Origin of the sequence: Methylobacterium terricola (assembly GCF_006151805.1) — a bacterium.
In the GTDB taxonomy this organism is placed as follows: domain Bacteria; phylum Pseudomonadota; class Alphaproteobacteria; order Rhizobiales; family Beijerinckiaceae; genus Methylobacterium; species Methylobacterium terricola.
In genome coordinates this window covers 696051-709263 of record NZ_VDDA01000001.1, presented here as the reverse complement: position 1 = coordinate 709263, position 13213 = coordinate 696051, and the positions used below count along the sequence as shown (strand labels likewise).

At 71.9% G+C, this 13213-nt stretch carries 16 protein-coding genes; 7 read left to right on the top strand and 9 right to left on the bottom strand.

Going from position 1 to position 13213, the window contains the following annotated elements:
• Positions 1–170: 170 nt before the first annotated feature.
• Positions 171–686 (bottom strand): Fur family transcriptional regulator, encoded by a 516-nt coding sequence (locus FF100_RS03110; RefSeq protein ID WP_139034073.1) that lies wholly within the window; start codon positions 684–686, stop codon positions 171–173.
• A 281-nt stretch (positions 687–967) separates the two neighbouring features.
• Between FF100_RS03110 and FF100_RS36865 the strand changes: the two genes are divergently transcribed.
• The 3 genes from FF100_RS36865 to FF100_RS03100 are packed head-to-tail and all read left to right on the top strand — an operon-like array spanning position 968 to position 2798.
• Complete coding sequence (locus FF100_RS36865; RefSeq protein WP_171069992.1) at positions 968–1129, top strand: hypothetical protein; 162 nt, start codon at positions 968–970, stop codon at positions 1127–1129.
• Positions 1126–1935, top strand: coding sequence for a zinc ABC transporter ATP-binding protein AztA (aztA, locus tag FF100_RS03105; RefSeq protein WP_139034072.1), 810 nt, complete (start codon positions 1126–1128; stop codon positions 1933–1935). The genes FF100_RS36865 and aztA overlap by 4 nt, the downstream gene beginning before the upstream one ends.
• Positions 1932–2798: a metal ABC transporter permease gene (locus tag FF100_RS03100; protein ID WP_139034071.1), complete on the top strand. Its 867-nt coding sequence runs from the start codon at positions 1932–1934 to the stop codon at positions 2796–2798. Before aztA ends, FF100_RS03100 begins: the two co-directional genes overlap by 4 nt.
• Here the strand turns inward: FF100_RS03100 and FF100_RS03095 are convergent.
• Together FF100_RS03095 and FF100_RS03090 are read right to left on the bottom strand one after the other, a co-directional pair.
• Positions 2783–2968: a DUF2256 domain-containing protein gene (locus FF100_RS03095; RefSeq protein ID WP_139034070.1), complete on the bottom strand. Its 186-nt coding sequence runs from the start codon at positions 2966–2968 to the stop codon at positions 2783–2785. The two genes, FF100_RS03100 and FF100_RS03095, sit on opposite strands and share 16 nt — an antisense overlap.
• Before the next feature lie 3 nt (positions 2969–2971).
• On the bottom strand, positions 2972–3838 hold the full coding sequence (locus tag FF100_RS03090) for a methionyl-tRNA formyltransferase (RefSeq protein ID WP_139034069.1): 867 nt from the start codon (positions 3836–3838) through the stop codon (positions 2972–2974).
• 144 nt (positions 3839–3982) lie between these two features.
• Here FF100_RS03090 and FF100_RS03085 point away from each other — a divergent pair, with 144 nt between their 5' ends.
• Positions 3983–5620, top strand: a complete 1638-nt coding sequence (locus FF100_RS03085; RefSeq protein WP_139034068.1) for a cryptochrome/photolyase family protein — start codon at positions 3983–3985, stop codon at positions 5618–5620.
• Here FF100_RS03085 and bcsS read toward each other — a convergent pair.
• Positions 5543–6316 carry a cellulose biosynthesis protein BcsS gene (gene bcsS / locus FF100_RS03080; RefSeq protein ID WP_246101888.1) on the bottom strand — a complete coding sequence of 258 codons (774 nt, stop codon included), beginning with the start codon at positions 6314–6316 and terminating at the stop codon, positions 5543–5545. The genes FF100_RS03085 and bcsS overlap by 78 nt on opposite strands.
• Before the next feature lie 363 nt (positions 6317–6679).
• On the opposite strand from bcsS, the gene FF100_RS03075 reads away from it, so the two are divergent.
• Together FF100_RS03075 and FF100_RS03070 are read left to right on the top strand one after the other, a co-directional pair.
• A complete protein-coding gene (locus FF100_RS03075) occupies positions 6680–6949 on the top strand; it encodes an usg protein (RefSeq protein WP_048453592.1) in 270 nt (89 codons plus the stop codon).
• A 339-nt stretch (positions 6950–7288) separates the two neighbouring features.
• Positions 7289–7903 carry an exopolysaccharide biosynthesis protein gene (locus tag FF100_RS03070; protein WP_281287245.1) on the top strand — a complete coding sequence of 205 codons (615 nt, stop codon included), beginning with the start codon at positions 7289–7291 and terminating at the stop codon, positions 7901–7903.
• 315 nt (positions 7904–8218) lie between these two features.
• Here FF100_RS03070 and FF100_RS03065 read toward each other — a convergent pair whose 3' ends face one another.
• Positions 8219–9373: a lipase family protein gene (locus FF100_RS03065; RefSeq protein WP_139034067.1), complete on the bottom strand. Its 1155-nt coding sequence runs from the start codon at positions 9371–9373 to the stop codon at positions 8219–8221.
• Between the two features lie 544 nt (positions 9374–9917).
• Here FF100_RS03065 and FF100_RS03060 point away from each other — a divergent pair.
• Positions 9918–10490, top strand: coding sequence for a TetR/AcrR family transcriptional regulator (locus tag FF100_RS03060; RefSeq protein WP_171070021.1), 573 nt, complete (start codon positions 9918–9920; stop codon positions 10488–10490).
• 73 nt (positions 10491–10563) lie between these two features.
• Here FF100_RS03060 and FF100_RS03055 read toward each other — a convergent pair whose 3' ends face one another.
• Genes FF100_RS03055 through FF100_RS03040 form a run of 4 tightly spaced genes read right to left on the bottom strand, consistent with a single transcriptional unit; the run spans position 10564 to position 13199 of the window.
• Positions 10564–11157, bottom strand: a complete 594-nt coding sequence (locus FF100_RS03055) for a nucleotidyltransferase family protein (protein WP_139034065.1) — start codon at positions 11155–11157, stop codon at positions 10564–10566.
• The gene (locus tag FF100_RS03050) at positions 11150–12184 is read right to left on the bottom strand and encodes a molybdopterin-binding protein (protein ID WP_139034064.1); all 1035 of its coding nucleotides are present in this window, start codon (positions 12182–12184) and stop codon (positions 11150–11152) included. Before FF100_RS03050 ends, FF100_RS03055 begins: the two co-directional genes overlap by 8 nt.
• Entirely contained in the window at positions 12181–12879 is a 699-nt protein-coding gene (locus FF100_RS03045; RefSeq protein ID WP_139034063.1) for an XdhC family protein, read from the bottom strand. Before FF100_RS03045 ends, FF100_RS03050 begins: the two co-directional genes overlap by 4 nt.
• Positions 12876–13199 carry an XdhC family protein gene (locus FF100_RS03040; protein ID WP_048452524.1) on the bottom strand — a complete coding sequence of 108 codons (324 nt, stop codon included), beginning with the start codon at positions 13197–13199 and terminating at the stop codon, positions 12876–12878. Before FF100_RS03040 ends, FF100_RS03045 begins: the two co-directional genes overlap by 4 nt.
• Positions 13200–13213 lie beyond the last annotated feature (14 nt).

Sequence of the window (13213 nt, the reverse complement as noted above, 5' to 3'; positions counted from 1 at the left end):
ACGGCCTGCTCTGCGGCTGCGCACCGCGGCGACATGCCGCCGTTCGGCGCCTCGCGTCAGACCGGTCCGGGCGCCGCCGCGCGCGCGGCGCCGCGCGGTCCCGCGCCCCGTGCGGAGGAATCAATCACCGACGAGCGGGGGAAGGACGCGCGCCGAAGGCGCGGCGGCTCTCACTCCGCCTCATGCCGCCCCTGGCATGCCCCGCATTCCCCTTCGATCTCGACGATCCGGCTCGCCGGCTTGAATCCGGCCTGGGCGAGGGTCCGGTCGAGGCTGCGCTCGATCTCGGCAGAGATCGTCTCGTCGACGCTGCCGCAGCGGCGGCAGATGAGGAAGACCGCGCTCTCGCCGGCGCCGTGGCCGTGCTCGCAGGGCACGAAGGCGTTGCGGCTGGCGATGCGGTGGACGAGGCCGTGCTCGGTGAGGAAGTCGAGGGCGCGGTAGACCGAGACCGCGGCGACGCGCTTGCCCGGGGCGCTCAGGCGCTCGGCGATGTCGTAGGCGCCCAGCGGCCTGCCCTCGTCGGCCACAACCTCGAGGGTGCGTCGGCGCAGGGCCGTGAATTGCAGGCCGAGATCCTGCGCCAGCCGCTCGGCCCGGGCGACGAGGTCGGCGGTCCGGCCCGGACCGTGGGCGTGGTCGTGAGGCGCGTGGTCGTGGTGACCGCAGGTGCCGTGCTCGTCCATGCGCTCCAAACCCTCCCGGCAGCCATGGCCGCTTCCTAGAGCATTTCCCGACGAGGTGGATACCGGTTCGTCGCAGAAAATGCGGCAGAATCAAAAACCTAGAGCATCGTCCGATGGCCGCGCGATCGGCCGGGGTTCTAGCCCAGCCCGACGGCGGTTGACAGGCCCGGCCTGTTACAGTGTAACGGTCGCCGCTTGAGGCGGCCGCCGGCCGCCTGTCATATGGGGTTCGCGCGGCCGCCCGCCGAGGGCGCGCCCGGACCCGAGCGACGTATTCGCCGATGCCGCATGATCATGGCCCCCCCTCGCGGGCCGACGCCGCCGTCCCGCGCCCCCGAGCGGTGCCGTTCTCGCTGCTGCGGCTCGGGCTGGCGCCGCGCCTCGCCGCCGCCGCGCTCCTGGCCGCGATGGTCTGGGGCCTGATCGGGTGGGCCATGGCGTGAGCGCGGTCCCAAGCCCCGGCAGCGCCCTGGTCTTTCGCGGCCTCACCCTCGGCTATGCCCGCCACCCGGCGGTGCATCACCTCGACGGCACGATCCCGACGGGGTCGCTCACCGCGGTGGTCGGGCCGAACGGCGCCGGCAAGTCGACCTTGCTCAAGGGCATCATGGGCGAGATCAGGCCGCTCGAGGGCGAGGTCGCCCGGCCGGGCCTGTCGCGCCGGGGCATCGCCTATCTGCCGCAGGCCGCCGAGATCGACCGGGCCTTCCCGATCGCCGTGTTCGACCTCGTGGCGATGGGGCTGTGGCGGCGGGTCGGGCCCTGGCGCTCGCTCAAGGCCCATCGCTCCGCCGTCGAGGCGGCCCTGGCCGCGGTCGGGCTCACCGGGTTCGAGCGCCGGCCGATCGGCACCCTGTCGGGCGGCCAGCTGCGCCGCGCCCTGTTCGCCCGCGTCCTGCTCCAGGACGCCCGGGTGATCCTGCTCGACGAGCCGTTCGCGGCGATCGACGCCCGGACCACCGACGAGCTGCTCGCCCTGGTCCATGGCTGGCACGACGAGGGCCGCACCGTGGTGGCGGTGCTGCACGACCTCGACCAGGTCGCCCGCCACTTCCCCTCGACCCTGCTCCTCGCCCGCGAGGCGGTGGCCTGGGGCGCCACGGGCGAGGTGCTGACCACCGACAACCTGCGGCGCGCCCGCCGGCTGTGCGAGGCCTGGGACGACGAGGCGCCGGTCTGCCGCGCGCCCGCGGCCACACCGCCCGGGCACGGCTCGCACGACAACCACAGCCACGGGCACGCCGCGTGATCGACTTCCTGACGGCGCCCTTCGTCGAATTCGCCTTCATGCGCCGGGCGCTCGCCGGCTGCGTCGCCCTGTCGGTCGGCGCCGCCCCGGTCGGCGTGTTCCTGACCTTGCGCCGGATGAGCCTGATGAGCGAGGCGATGAGCCACGCCATCCTGCCCGGGGCCGCAATCGGCTTCCTGTGGGCCGGGCTGTCGCTGCCGGCGATGACGCTGGGCGGCCTCGTCGCCGGCCTCGCGGTGGCGATGCTCTCGGGCCTCATCGCCCGCTCGACGGTGCTGCGCGAGGATGCCAGCCTGGCGGCGTTCTACCTCATCTCGCTCGCCGCCGGCGTGCTGCTGATCTCGGCCCGCGGCTCGTCGATCGATCTCCTGCACATCCTGTTCGGCACGGTGCTCGCCCTCGACGACGACGCGCTCCTGCTGCTCGGCGGCATCAGCACCGTGACGCTCGCAGCGCTGGCCGTCGCCTACCGGCCGCTGGTGATGGAATGCGTCGATCCCCTGTTCCTGCGCTCGGTCGGCCGGGCGAGCGGGCCGGTGCATTACGCCTTCCTGGCGCTGGTCGTCCTCAACCTCGTCGGCGGCTTCGCGGCGCTCGGCACCCTGCTCGCCGTCGGGCTGATGCTGCTGCCGGCGATCTCGGCCCGGTTCTGGGCCCTCGATCTCACCGGGCTGATGCCGGCGGCGGTGGTGCTGGCGCTGCTCGCGAGCGTGGCGGGCCTCCTCGTCTCCTACTATGCCAGCCTGCCGACCGGGCCGGCGATCGTGCTCTCGGCCGGGATGCTCTACGTCGTCTCGATGCTGCTCGGGCCGCGCGGCGGCCTGGTCTGGCGGCTGATGCCGGGGCGTCACCTCGAGGCGTGAGGCGCGGGCGGGCGGGCCGGCTCGCCCCGATGCGCCGCCCGCCGGCAGGCATCCGAGCAGTAGCGCACCTCGTCCCAGACGCGCTCCCACTTCTTGCGCCAGGCGAAGGGCCGGCCGCACTGGAAGCAGGTCTTCTGCGGCAGGTCGCCCTTGCGGCGCATCTTCGGCATGCCCTAGCGCCCGGTCTTGCCCGCGTCGGTCAGCGGGATGCTGCTCCAGCGGGTGATCTGCACGTAGCCGTCCCGGGCCGCCACCACCATCTGGCGGCGGAAGACGTGGACCACGCTGCCGGGGGCGTGGCGGTGGGCTTCGGTCCAGCCATGGGCCTCCTGGACGAAGACCCGGTTGTCGTTGATCCGCGCCAGGGTCTCGATCGCCCCGAAGGCCCGGACCCGGCGCAGCACCGCCTCGACCGGCTGGCGGAAATCGAGGGTGCGGTCGAGGTCGCTCACCCGCGGCCAGTAGGCGCCGTCGCCCTGCGGCTCGGCCTTGCGCCAGAGGGCGGGCAGGTCGCGGGCGATCGGCCCGCGGGCGAGCCGCGTCGCCGCCATCTGGCAGCGGGCGAGCAGGGTCTCGTGCGTCTCGGCGCGCGAGAGCGGGAAGATGTCCTGGGCCAGGATGTCGCCGGTGTCGAAGCCGTCCTCGGCGAGGACGTGGGCGGTGACGCCCCAGCTCTCGTAGGACTCGAGGACGGCGCGGAACAGCGGGTAGGGGCCGCGCCCATCCGGCAGCGGCGAGGGGTGGAGGTTGAGGGCGTAGCGCACCCGGCCGGGCCAGCCGGTGATCAGCCAAGGGTAGCCGGCCACCACCAGCGCCCAGTCGCGGCCGTGCTCGGCCGAGAGCGCCTCGATATCGGCGACGCGGATGCGCGAGAGCTGCATCGGGATCCGATGGCGCCGGGCGAGCGCCACGACCGCGTCGTTCTGGTCGTAGATCCCGTCGCAGGGGCGGGTGAACAGCTTGATCGGCTGCCAGCCCGCTTCCGCCAGGGCCTCGAACACACCGCCGAGGAAATCGATTCCCGCGAAGGCGAATTTCACGTCACGGCTCCATTCCCGCCGGTTCCCGGCCCGATGGTGTTCCATCCCTGCGTCAGTTCGGCCGGGGCTCGAAGGCCCCGTCCGCCCTAGCTAGAGTTATGGGCAGCGGGAGGGGAGCCGCAATGGCGCGCGACGGAAATCACCGTGGGACGTAGCGATCGCCCGGGATGCCGGGAGCGCGCCGGCACGCTCCGCCTCGTCCTCGGCGACCAGCTGCATCCGCGTCTCGCCACCTTCACCGACCTCGACCCCGGTGCCGACACGGTGCTGATGGTCGAAGTGGCCGAGGAGGCGACCTATGTCCGCCACCACAAGCAGAAGCTGGTGCTGGTGTTCTCCGCCATGCGCCATTTCGCGGCCGAGCTGCGTGCGCGGGGCGTCGCGGTCGATTACGTCGCCCTCGACGATCCGCACAACACCGGGTCGTTCACCGGAGAGCTCGCCCGGGCGGTCGCGCGCCATCGTCCCGGCCGGATCGTCGTGACGGAGGCCGGCGAGTGGCGGGTCGAGGCGATGATGCGGGACTGGGAGGAGCGGTTCGGGTTGCCCGTCGAGATCCGCGACGACACCCGCTTCCTGTGCCCGCGCCCGGTCTTCGCCCGCTGGGCCGAAGGGCGCGAGGCCTTGCGGATGGAGACCTTCTACCGCGCCATGCGCCGGCGCACCGGCTTCCTGATGGAAGGGCGCGAGCCGGCCGGCGGGCGCTGGAACTTCGACCACGACAACCGCCGCCGCCTGCCGGCCGGCCACGCCGTGCCCGAGCGCCGCCGCTTCCCGCCCGACGCGGTGACGCGCGAGGTGATGGACCTCGTCGCCCGCCGCTTCCCCGATCATTTCGGCGACCTCGACCCCTTCGCCTGGCCGGTGACCCGGACCGAGGCGCTGGAGGCCCTGCGGCACTTCCTCGACGATTGCCTGCCGGAATTCGGGGACTACCAGGACGCGATGCGGTCGGGCACGCCGTTCCTCTATCACGGGCTGATCGCGCCGGCCCTCAATCTCGGCCTCCTCGACGCCGAGGAAGTGTGCCGGGCGGCGGAAGACCGCTGGCGCGACGGGTCGGCGCCGCTCAACGCCGTCGAGGGCTTCATCCGCCAGATCCTCGGCTGGCGCGAATACGTGCGCGGGCTCTACTGGGCCCGGATGCCGGATTACCCCGAGACCAACGCCCTCGATGCCACCCGCGACCTTCCCTGGTTCTACTGGTCGGGCGAGACCCGGATGGCCTGCCTCGCCGAATGCATCCGCGACACGAAGGCCCAGGCCCATGCCCACCACATCCAGCGCCTGATGGTGCTCGGCAACTTCGCGCTGCTCGCCGGCCTGGCGCCGGCCCAGGTCGAGGAGTGGTTCCTGGTCGTCTACGCCGATGCCTACGAGTGGGTGGAACTGCCCAACGTCCACGGCATGGCCCTCTGGGCCGATGGCGGGCTCCTCGGCTCGAAGCCCTACGCGGCGTCGGGCGCGTATATCGACCGGATGTCGGATTACTGCGGCGGATGCGCCTACGACGTGCGGAAGAAGGCGGGATCGGACGCCTGCCCGTTCAACTACCTGTACTGGAACTTCCTGATCGCCCACGAGGATCGCTTGAGCCGCAACCCGCGCCTCGCGATGCCCTATCGCACGCTCGCCACGATGCAGCCGGCGCGGCGCGACGAGATCGTCGCGGATTCCACCCGCTTCCTCGATGCCTTGAGCGCGTCACAGGGGGAGCCAGGCACTGAGGGCGCCGTAGACGCCCGGACGCCGGATCTGTTCCTCGTAGGCCCAGCCGGCTGAGACCCGGAGCCTCACCGGCGCCACGCCCTCGAACGGCAACGCGAGATCGGTGGCGTGCAGGCCGAGGCTCCATTTCCGGTAGCCGGTCCGGTCGGCGTAGAGCGCCGCCTCCGGCCCGACATAGCCGTCGCCGAGGACAGGAGCGGGAAGCCGGACGCCCCAGGCCACCCGTCCCCAAGCGCTCCCGCGCGCGGTGCCGGCGATCAGCGTCGCGGTCAGGAGCGTCGCCTCGGTCGGCCGGGCCCACAGCTCGCCCTGCACCCTGGCCCCGATCCGCGGCGCCGGCAGGCGCCGGGTCGCGGGGCTGTCCAGCACCTCGAAGGCGATTTCCGGCCCGGCGAACAGAGCCGCGATGCCCCAGTCGCGCACCCATTGCCACCCGGCCACGGCACCGCCCTGCACGGTGTGGCGAAGCACCCGGGGCGGCGCCCCGCCCGCCTGTCCGCGCGGATCGCCCCACCAATCCCGCTCCGTCCGCAATCCGTAGCCGAAGGTGGCGAGGGCCGCGAGGCCGTCGCGGCCATAGCCGTCCGGTGCGAATTTTCCGCCGGCGCTGACGAAGGTCGAGCGGCCGGCGTCGAGGCTGCCGAACAGCACCGTCCGCACCTCCTCGCGCTCGTCGGCCCGCAGGCCGTCCGGCCAGGCGAGGCCAGCCGCGGCGCAGAGCAGGGCGTGGCGAACCGAAGAGAGAGGCACGACGCCCAGGCCCAGCGTTGCAATAATGGAAATATCTTTCTTAAATAACCCTACGTCAAGCACGCTGCCGGGACATCCTCGCCTTGGGCCGACGACCGGTACACGGATCGGGCGCGCGCCCCGAAGCGTCGCGGGCCGCGTCGTCCGGCACGGCGGCCGGAGCCCGGGTCGGCGCCAGCGCCGATCCCTGTCAGCACTCACGCCGCGAGGCTGCTATTACCTGAAAAATCAACGGCTTCGCAGCGGTCGTCGCTTGAGGTTAAGGATCGATTAACCGCATCATCGGACGCTTGGCCGGCAAAGCGCACGACACCCAAGACGGATCGTCCCCACCCGAAAGGTCACCCGCCGAGAGGAGGTTTCATGGTCTCGAAGGAGTTCCGGCAGCAGATCGAGGGATACGGCCTGACGACGGCCCATATCCTCTACCGCATCCCCGACCATCCCGGCGTGCTGCAAACCTACGTGTGGCAGGATTACGACCTCGCCCCGCGCTTCCCGGTGCTCACCGGCTTCCTGGATTTCTGGAAGCGCGAGCTCGACGGGCCGCTCCATTCGGTCCGGGTCGCCCATTCGCAGCTGATCAAGCCGGCCGAGTTCCGCGCCGTGAACGGAGTGCTGACGCTGCATTGAGCCGGGGAGGCGACGATTTTTTCGTCGCTGCCCTACGATTGCCTGCTTGGCCGTGTGTGAGGCCCTCTCGGCTGCGCTCTCGAGGCGCGGCGCTCACGTCGGTGACCCATGCCCAGGCGCATCCTCTCCGCGACCGGTCCGCTGCGACGGCGGCTCGGCCCCGTCCTCGCCGGCTTCCCCGTCGACCGGAGCGGGGCCTCCCATGCCCGCGGGTTGGCCCGGGCGGCCGGTTGGGCTAGAGGGGGCCGGGCGTCCCCGCCGGCGGCCGGCGCCGTGCCACGCGAGGGCGCTGCGCCCTCGCCCCAGGGCACGTCCCCGGCACCCGACAGCCAGAGCCCCGTGACCCAATTCGCCCGCACCTCCGAGGTCCTGACCATCCTCGCCGCTCAGGAGACCGAGCGGCTGACCGTCGGCGACATCGTGGCGGTTCTCCGCGACCGGGCCTTCGCCCTCCTCGTCGTGCTGCTCGGCCTGCCCAACTGCCTGCCGATGCCCCCGCCGATCCCGCTGATCTGCGGCCTTCTCCTCGCCCTGGTGGCGGCCCAGATCGCCGCCGGCATGTCGTCGCCCTGGCTGCCGCGGGCGCTGCTCGGCCGCTCGATCGCCCGGTCCGACCTGCAGCGGGCGGTCTCCCGCGCGGTGCCGCTGCTGCGCCGCCTGGAGCGCTGGTCGCGCCCGCGCCTGCGGGTGTTCGAGAACGACATCGGCATGCGCGCCATGGGGCTGCTGCTGCTGACGCTCTCCCTGGTGCTGATCGTCGCCGCTCCGCTCGTCGGCCAGATTCCGCTCGGTCTCGCGGTCACCCTGGTCGGCCTCGGCCTCGTCGAGCGCGACGGCGTCGTGGTGGCGGCCGGCCTCGGCGTCGGCGTGCTCGGCGTGCTCCTGAACCTTGGCTTCGTCTACGCGGTGTTCACCGGCGTGATGGGGCTCTTGAGCCTCGGCGCGGCGGCCTGAACGTCGCCCGTGGCTCCTCCACGGAACCTGTCGAATTCGATCGACCGGGATTGCCCCCCCCCGCCGTCGCCGTCCCGTGCTCCGCTGCGCGGCCCCGGGACTGACGGAGAGGGTCTGTTCGGGCCGTCCGGTCGGTCACACCATGACCGCGCTGCACGGCACGGGCGGGGACCGGGTTACCGTGCACCCTGAGTGGTGCGCCAACAGGACGGGGGGAGGCGTGAGCTTCCCCTGTCCCAGTCGGCGACCGAAGCGGCGACGCCGGAGGGGTTGCGCGCGACCCTCACCCCTTACGCCCGGGCTGATGGAGACCGCTCAATTGGGGCAGGTGCTCGCGACCGGCTTGCCTGCCGTGACGGCCGCCGCAAACTTGGACGAATCCGCGAAGGACGGGTTCACGGCGCCCGAATGGTCCAGTCCGGCATAGACATGATGCGCGATGCGGGTGCCGGCCGCGCAGGCGTCACGCACCAGCTTCTGCTGCATGGCGACCGGCACGTCGACATCCTTGTCACCCGTGCCGACGAATACCGGCGCCTTGAGGGCGAGGGTGCGGTAGGTACCGCCACGCAAATATTTCGCCAGCTTGACCGGATATTGTGGGTCGATGCTGTTGCGGCGCGTCAGGCCCGCGTCCACCACCGCCTTCATCAGGTCCACGACGCATATCTGCTCGGCCTTCTCGAGCAACGGTGCGCCCTTCGCGGTGAACAGCGACTTGGCATCGATCGAGGGGTCGGTCGCCTGCGCCGCCGCCGCGATGTAGAAGAGGTAGGCGATGGTCCGGTCCACCTCGTCGAGGTTGCCGGCGCCACTCGACGCACCCGAAAAATAGGGAATGCCGGTCGCGACGGTGCCCACGACATTCAGCGACGGCGCGTAGTCGGACGCCTCCCCGGCGCTGGCGAAGGCGGCGCCGGCCCCCTGCGACTGGCCGACGATCAGCACCCGATCGGCCAGCCCCAGCTTGGCGCCGAGCGCCGCCCGCACGGAGTCGAGCACGGAATAGGCGGCCGATCGGCTCTGGAGGTACGGGTGCGGGCCAGGCGTCCCGAGACCCTGGTAATCGGTGGCGACGACCGCGTAGCCCTGGCTGAGCCACTGATCGAGATACGCCTTGTCGCGCGCAGAGCGGGGATTGCGCGACGGCGCGCAGCGATCGGCGATGCCGACCGTGCCGTGCGCCCAGGCAACCACCGGCCATCCGCCCTCCGGCGGCGGGCCCTTGGGCAGGAAGATCGCGCCCGATACCGGAATGGTCCCATGTCCGGTCATGCCGTCGGTCGAGGTATAGATAATGCTGAGCGCACGCTCGGCCTCGGGCAGGCCGAGCTCGGGCGAAAGCGGCGCAGTCTCGAGCATCTGCCCCGGCGGCATGGTCTCCAGAGTGGCCGGTGTCGTCTGTGCGGCGGCCGGCGTCGCACATAGCGGCGTGGTCGCCAGGGCGATCGACATCAACAGCATCTTCATCGCTCACTCCTTTTCCGACAGATCAGCGCCGCGCGGTGGCGGGCGGGGTGAAGGTGTGACCGTGACCATCGAAGGTCCCGGCACCGGTCATGCCGGGTACGCATCCACGACCGGCGATTGCCGAGCGGCATGATCATTGGCCTGGACGCGCAGGCCGACAGGCCGGCATCGTCGTCAAGGAGGGCCGTCGATCGCGCTGCCGGGATCCGCGACCCGCGGGGCTCGAACGGCGCTGGCGCTGTCCCGGTGCTCGCACCGATGACCTGGGTCGGCCCCTCGTCAGGGATCGTCGTCGAGCGGGCCCGCGTCGCCGACGGCCGCAAGCCAGCGGGCCGGCGCTGGGACCGATACGGTACGACCCGCCCCTCTCATGCTCGTCACCCCCTCCTTGCCGCCCGTTCGACCATCCGCCCGACTCACGATTCCGGTCGACTTACGCTTCATATATGTATCGTATGTAAGCTGCGTCATGATGCAAGCGTGTGTCAATAGTAAAGCGAGGCGCAGCCGTTACACCTGCGTGGATGGAGAAGGACGGGCGTCGATGAGCGGCAAGCGGGCGGATGCGATCATGGGCCGGCCTCGGCAGGACGAGCTTGACGAGCGTCTTCTGGCGAGTGCGATCGCCCTCCTGACGGAGCACGGCCAAGCCGGTCTGTCGGTCAATCGCATCTGCCAGCATGCGGGCCTGCCGCGCGCGACCTTCTATCGCCGATGGCCGTCGGCCATGGCGGCCGTGATCGATGCCTATCACCGTCGAATGGGCGACGCGCTGCTGATCGATCGCGGCGACATCCATGCCGACCTTACGGCATGGGGAATCGGTGTTCGCGATCGCTACCGCGATCCCGTCATCGGTGTCTGCGTGCCGATCTTTCGCGACGCCTACCGCACCGATCCCGATCGGATCGCGCCGATGGTCGAAGCGCTACGGCAACGACGCAACATGAACGTCGGCACGTTGGCCCAGGCGCTCAGCGCCCAGGACCTGTCACCGCACCTCAACCCCTTCGACATCATCTATACGCTGAATGCGGCGATCGACTACGGCCATTCAGCCCGGCAGGAGGTGAGCGACGCCTTCATCGCCCGGCTGGTGCATGCGCTGCTCGGCTGATGAGCGTGCAGTGTATCCGGGGAGGAGTTCCGCACCATCATCGAGACCTGATCATCGCCGTTTCGACGACGGATCAGGACAGCCTGGCCAATGCCGCCGGGGTATCCACGTCGACCAGCACGCCCGGATCCTCGACCGGCAGTTCCAGCACGTCGGAACGCCGCGCCAGCAGAGGGCCGGCGCCGCGGTCACCGGTGAGCGCGGCGATTGTCGCGCCGAGGAGGCGGCGGTTGAGCAGCACCGGATTGCCGCGCTGCCCGTCCCGCACCGGCACCACCGCCGACGGCGCGACCTCCGCGCCCCGGAACGCCTCCGCGAGCCGTACCAGCAGGCCGGGGCCGATCCGCGGCATGTCGCCAAGCAGCACCAGCGATGCCGCGACGGTCTCCGGCAGGGCACCGAGCCCGGCGCGGAGCGAGGTCGACAGACCCTCGGCGTAATCGCGATTCTCGACCAGCCTCAGCGGCAATCCGGCCAGGGCTGTCCGTACCCCCTCGCCGGCATGGCCGAGCACCGCGATCACCGGTCCGAGATCGGCCGCCAGGGCCGCCTCCGCCGCGTGGCGCACCAGGGGCTTGCCGTCGAGCGGGGTCAGGAGTTTCGGGCTCGCGCCGAAGCGGGTGCCGCGGCCGGCGGCGAGCAGCACCGTGCCGACCGGCTCAGGCATCGTCGGCGCTCGCCCCACCATCCCGCGGCTGTGGCCGCGACACGATCTCCATGAGGAGACCGCCAACCCCGAACCCGACGATGTCGTCGCGGGTGACGGGCATCCCGGCGAGAAGCCGCTGCAGCACCCAGTCGAACCCGTTCTCCTTCGGCGAGCGGGCGCAGCCCGGGGCCCCGATCACCGGGACGGGACGCGGCGAATCCGGCCCGAGCCGTCCGAGCAGCAGCAAATTGCCGGGATCGACCGGCATCCCGAGATGATCGACGGTGCCGCCGGCCGCCTCGATCCCGGCCGGGATCACGTCGCGCCGGTCGGCGATGGCCGAGGCGCCGAACACCACGGCGAGATCCGCGCCGTCCCGCGCGATCGCGTGGGTCAGGGCCTGGGCCACGGCGGCGGCCTCGTGCGGCACCCGCGCCTCGCCGACGATCCGCGCGCCGGCCGGCGCCAGCCGGGCTTCGAGGGTGCGCAGGGTCTTGTCGACGACGCTCGCCTTCAGGCCGGGCAGCAGGGTCGAGATCGCCGCCACCCGGGTGAGCCGGTACGGCGCGACCCGGATCGCCGGTGCGGCGGCCTTGAGCGCCCGGTCGAGCACCGCGCCCGGCACCGCGTAGGGGATGATCTTGACGGTGCCGACCATCTCGCCCGGCACCACCGGCTTGAACGGCACCAGGGTCGCCAGCGTCACCGCCTCGTCGATGCGATTGACGGCGCCGATGACGCTCTCGTCGAGGACGAGCAGGCCGGCTTGCGCGGCGTGGAGGTTGGCCCGGCCGGTGAAGGGCGGCTCGACGGCGACGCCGGGCCCCACGACCGCCGCCGCCAGCCGCTCGGCCGCCGCGTCCTCGCCGACATCGCCCGGCTCGAGCGCCACCGCCGCCACCTCGGCAATTCCCGCCTCGGCCAGACGGGCGGCGTCCTCGGCGCCGATCACCCGGCCCTTCTTCACCACGGCCTCGCCGGCGCGCACCGAATGGGCGGCGATCAGCCCCGCGGCCTCCGCGACGGGAACCGGCCCGAACTTCATGCGGAAGCCCGGCGGCGGTCCTGGCGCAGGGACGCGATCACCTGCGCCAGCACCGAGACCGCGATCTCGGCCGGACTGACCGCGCCGATATCGAGGCCGATCGGCGCGGCGATGCGGGCGATCTGCTCCGGGCCCAGCCCGGCGACAGTCAACCGCTCGACGCGCTTACCATGCGTCTTCCGAGAGCCGAGCGCCCCGACATAGAAGCACTCAGCCCTCAGCGCGGCGATCAGCGCCGGATCGTCGATCTTCGGGTCGTGGGTGAGGGCCGCGACGGCGGTGTAGCGGTCGAGCGGCGGCAACTGCGTCAGGGCGTCGTCGGGCCACAGCGCCAGGAGCGGCACGTCGGGGAAGCGCTCCGGCGTCGCGAAGGCGGTGCGCGGATCGATGATCGCGACGTCGAGCTCGGTCAGCGTCGCCATCGGGGCGAGCGCCTGGCTGATATGGACCGCGCCGATCACCACGAGGCGCGGCGGCGGAACCTGGACGGTGAGGAACAGCGAGCGCCCGTCGGCCTCGACGACCCCGCTCTTGCCGGAGCGAAAGCGGGCGAGGAGTTCGGCGGCCAGCGGATCGCCCTGGGCTTGAGCCTCGCGCACCAGGCGCTGGGTGCCGTCGGCGGTGTCGGTGACCAGGATGACGGCGCGGCGGGCGGCGCGCTCCCGGTTCATGTCCCGCAGGAGGTCGAGCTTCACGCGACCGGCTCGACCAGCACGCGGATGCGCCCGCCGCAGGACAGGCCGACCCGCCAGGCGGTCTCGTCGGCGACGCCGAATTCGAGCACGCGGGGTTTTCCGTCCTCGATCACGTCGGCGGCCTCGGCGATGACCGCGCCCTCGACGCAGCCGCCCGAGACCGAGCCGAGGAAGTTGCCCTCCTGGTCGATGATCAGGTGCGAGCCGACCGGGCGCGGGGCCGAGCCCCAGGTCTCGATCACGGTGGCGAGCGCCACGCCGCGGCCGGCCTCGCGCCAGGCCTCGGCGGTGGCGAGGATGTCGGTGTCTGTCGACAGCATCGGGCAAGCGTCTC

What these genes read in the sequence shown, in the direction of transcription:
- FF100_RS03095 (WP_139034070.1), bottom strand. Translation starts at nt 2,968, where the DNA reads ATGCCGAAGATGCGCCGCAAGGGCGACCTGCCGCAGAAGACCTGCTTC.
- FF100_RS03055 (WP_139034065.1), bottom strand. Translation starts at nt 11,157, where the DNA reads ATGCCTGAGCCGGTCGGCACGGTGCTGCTCGCCGCCGGCCGCGGCACC.
- FF100_RS03065 (WP_139034067.1), bottom strand. Translation starts at nt 9,373, where the DNA reads ATGAAGATGCTGTTGATGTCGATCGCCCTGGCGACCACGCCGCTATGT.
- FF100_RS36865 (WP_171069992.1), top strand. Translation starts at nt 968, where the DNA reads ATGCCGCATGATCATGGCCCCCCCTCGCGGGCCGACGCCGCCGTCCCG.
- FF100_RS03060 (WP_171070021.1), top strand. Translation starts at nt 9,918, where the DNA reads ATGAGCGGCAAGCGGGCGGATGCGATCATGGGCCGGCCTCGGCAGGAC.
- FF100_RS03075 (WP_048453592.1), top strand. Translation starts at nt 6,680, where the DNA reads ATGGTCTCGAAGGAGTTCCGGCAGCAGATCGAGGGATACGGCCTGACG.
- FF100_RS03110 (WP_139034073.1), bottom strand. Translation starts at nt 686, where the DNA reads ATGGACGAGCACGGCACCTGCGGTCACCACGACCACGCGCCTCACGAC.
- FF100_RS03040 (WP_048452524.1), bottom strand. Translation starts at nt 13,199, where the DNA reads ATGCTGTCGACAGACACCGACATCCTCGCCACCGCCGAGGCCTGGCGC.
- FF100_RS03050 (WP_139034064.1), bottom strand. Translation starts at nt 12,184, where the DNA reads ATGAAGTTCGGGCCGGTTCCCGTCGCGGAGGCCGCGGGGCTGATCGCC.